The sequence below is a fragment of the Cellulomonas sp. APG4 genome, assembly GCF_009996735.1.
Lineage (GTDB): Bacteria > Actinomycetota > Actinomycetes > Actinomycetales > Cellulomonadaceae > Actinotalea.
This window is the reverse complement of the sequence record NZ_JAACYI010000046.1, coordinates 1-3,158: the sequence shown is the minus strand read 5'-3', so window position 1 is coordinate 3,158 and position 3,158 is coordinate 1. Positions and strand designations below refer to the sequence as shown.

At 76.9% G+C, this 3,158-nt stretch carries 3 protein-coding genes; 2 read left to right on the top strand and 1 reads right to left on the bottom strand.

Features of this window, described 5'->3' with window-relative positions; all coding sequences use genetic code 11:
* Positions 1–791 (bottom strand): BTAD domain-containing putative transcriptional regulator (locus tag GXB85_RS17730; RefSeq protein ID WP_161918992.1); only part of this gene is annotated, 791 nt, incomplete at its 3' end.
* Between the two features lie 86 nt (positions 792–877).
* Here GXB85_RS17730 and GXB85_RS17725 point away from each other — a divergent pair.
* Together GXB85_RS17725 and GXB85_RS17720 are read left to right on the top strand one after the other, a co-directional pair.
* On the top strand, positions 878–1,756 hold the full coding sequence (locus GXB85_RS17725) for an alpha/beta fold hydrolase (protein ID WP_161918991.1): 879 nt from the start codon (positions 878–880) through the stop codon (positions 1,754–1,756).
* 201 nt (positions 1,757–1,957) lie between these two features.
* The gene (locus GXB85_RS17720; protein ID WP_370524325.1) at positions 1,958–3,004 is read left to right on the top strand and encodes an FAD-dependent oxidoreductase; all 1,047 of its coding nucleotides are present in this window, start codon (positions 1,958–1,960) and stop codon (positions 3,002–3,004) included.
* Positions 3,005–3,158 lie beyond the last annotated feature (154 nt).

Here is a 3,158-nt window from a genome sequence, read left to right as displayed (position 1 = left end):
CGCCGCTTCCCGTGCGGCCCGCGCCCCGGGGGCCCGCCCTGCAGGTGCGCGGCCTGCGCGAGCACGTCCGCCTCGAGCCGCCGCAGCGCCGGGCCCGGGTCGAGGCCGAGCTGGTCGCGCAGCACTGAGCGCGCCCGACGCAGCACCTCGAGGGAGTCGGCCTGCCGGCCCGCGCGGTAGAGGGCGAGCGCGAGCAGACGCCACCCCTCCTCGCGCCACGGGTGGTCGGTGACGTGCGCGTCGAGGTCCGCGAGCGCTGACGCCGCGGCGCCGGAGCCCAGTCGCGCCTCGGCCAGCTGCTCGACGGCGGTCAGCTGGAGCTCGGTCAGACGCGCGCGCTCGGCGCGGGCCCAGGGCTCAGCGGAGACGTCGGCGAACGCCGGCCCGCGCCACCACGCGAGGGCGTCCTCGAGCGTGCGCGCGGCCTCGTCGGCGCGCTGACCGGCCGCTCGCCGCACGGCACCCTCGAAGCGCCACGCGTCCACGGAGTCGTCGTCGGCCCGCAACGCGTAGCCCGGACCGTCGGTGACCAGCAGCCGCGCGGGGGAGCGCGGGGCTCGTTCGGGCTCGAGGGCGCGGCGCAGGGCCGCGACGAACGTGCGGACCGCGGCGAGGGCGCCGTCGGGCGGCTCCTCCCACAGGTCCGCCACGATCGTGGCGGCCGGGACCACGCGCCGTCGGGCGACCAGGAGCCGCGCGAGCACGGCGCGGTGCCGCGGCCCGCCCAGGGCGACCGGCTCGCCGTCGGCCCACGCCGTGACGGGTCCGAGCACGCCGAACGTGATGCCCACACGACCTCCTGCCCGCTGCTCATCGGTTGCTCATCCGCGACCGGAAGGCTCCATCTCACCAGCCAGGACGATCGAAGGGCGACACCATGACCACCTCCCTGCCGGGCTTCACCTCGCGCCGCGTACCCGTCGCCGACGGCGTCACGCTGCACGCGGCCGTGGGCGGCAGCGGCACCCCGGTGGTGCTGCTGCACGGCTTCCCGCAGACGCACCTCATGTGGCGGCACGTCGCGGCGGACCTCGCGGCCGAGCACACCGTCATCGCTCCTGACCTGCGCGGCTACGGCGCGAGCGACAAGCCGGCCGAGACCGATCCGACGGTCTACAGCAAGCGGACGATGGCGGCCGACGTCGTCGCCCTCGCGCGCGAGCTGGGCCACGAGCGGTTCGCGCTGGTGGGGCACGACCGCGGCGCACTCGTCGCGTTCCGCGCGGGACTCGACCACCCCGACGCCGTGAGCCACCTGGGCATCCTCGACGTGCTGCCGACCCTCGACATGTGGGACGTGCTGCAGGGCACGCGTGCGGCCGTCGGGTTCCACCTGTTCCTGATGGCACAGCCGCCGGGCCTGCCCGAGCGCATGATCGAGGCGAGCGCCGACGCGTTCTTCGGGCACTTCCTCGACCTGTGGGCCGGCGATGCCGGCGCGATCCCCGACGACGTGCGCGCGCAGTACCTCGCGGCGTGCCGGGCGGCGGTGCCGTCGATCGTGGCCGACTACCGGGCCTCGGCCGGGATCGACGTCGAGCACGACCAGGCCGACCGCGACGCCGGACGCCGGCTGACGATGCCGACGCTCGTCGCGCAGCAGGACTGGGGCGCGATGCTCGGCTACGACGCCGCGGGTCTGTGGCGCGCGTGGGCACCGGACCTGGACCACCGCAGCGTCACGTGGGGCCACTTCATGGCCGAGGAGGCCCCCCGCGAGATCGCCGCCGAGATCCGGGTCCTCCTCGCCCGCTGACCCGGACCGCCGACGCCGCCACCCCCGGTCGGCTCGGCCCCACCCGCCGACGCCGTACATCTCCCGCGGGGCCGTACATGCACATGTACGGCCCCGCTGCAGATGTACGCCCTCGCGCGCCACCCCTCCCGCACGGCGATCTCGGCGGGTCGGGGATGGGAAGACGGGGCGGCGTGGGGGCGTTGTGCGGGCGTGGAGCCGGTGCTGCAGTCCGTCGTGGTGGGGGCCGGGCAGGCCGGGCTGTCCGCCGCGCACCACCTGCTGCGGCTCGGGCTGCGCGCGTGGGACGACGTCGTCGTGCTGGATGCGAACGCCGCGCCGGGCGGTGCGTGGCAGCACCGGTGGGACACCCTCACGATGGCGGACGTGCACGGCGTCGCGGCCCTGCCCGACGACGACGCGCCGCCCACCTCGCTCGAGCGCGCCAACCGTGTGGTCCCCGCGACCTTCGCCGCCTACGAGGAGCGGCAGGGCCTGCCGGTGCTGCGCCCCGTGCGGGTGGAGCGGGTCGAGGACGACGACGGCGTGCTGCGCGTCACCGGCGCCAGGCGCACCTGGCGCACCCGCACGCTCGTCAACGCGACCGGCACGTGGGAACGGCCCTTCGTGCCGCACTACCCGGGTGCCGAGACCTTCGCGGGTCGGCAGCTGCACACCCAGGACTACCGCGGGCCCGACGACGTCGCGGGCCGGCACGTCGTCGTGGTGGGCGGCGGGCTCTCGGCCGTGCAGATCCTCGCGGAGATCAGCGAGGTCGCGACCACCACGTGGGTCACCCGGCGCGAGCCCGTGTGGCGCACCACGCCGTTCACCCCCGAGGAGGGCCGTGCGGCGGTCGCGCTCGTCGAGGAACGTGTGCGCCGGGGACTGCCGCCGCAGAGCGTCGTGAGCGTCACGGGCCTCATGCTGCGTGAGCAGGAGCAGGCGGCGGCGGCGCGAGGCGTCTACCGCCGCCTGCCGGTGTTCGAGCGTATCGAGCCCGACGCCGTGGTCTGGGCCGACGGGACGCGGCAGCGGGCCGACGTGATCCTGTGGGCGACGGGGTTCCGGCCCGACGTCGGGCACCTCGCACCCCTCGGGCTGCGCTCGTCGGCCGGAGGCATCCAGCTCGACGGGACGACGGCGGTGCGCGACCCGCGCGTGCAGCTCGTCGGGTACGGGCCGAGCGCGAGCACGATCGGCGCCAACCGTGCCGGTCGTGTCGCGGCGCGGGGAGTGCTGCGCTCCCTCAAGCGCGCCGCCGTCTGACTCCCGCCCGCTGACGGGGGCGGGCCCACCGGCCCTGTCCCGCCCGGCCTGTCCGGCCTGTCCGGCCTGTCCGTCCCCAGCCTTGCCTGGCCCCGGCCCCGGCCCCGCCGGCCCCCGGCCCTGCCGGCCCCCGGCCCCGGCCCCGGCCCCGGCC

What these genes read in the sequence shown, in the direction of transcription:
- GXB85_RS17725 (WP_161918991.1), top strand. Translation starts at nt 878, where the DNA reads ATGACCACCTCCCTGCCGGGCTTCACCTCGCGCCGCGTACCCGTCGCC.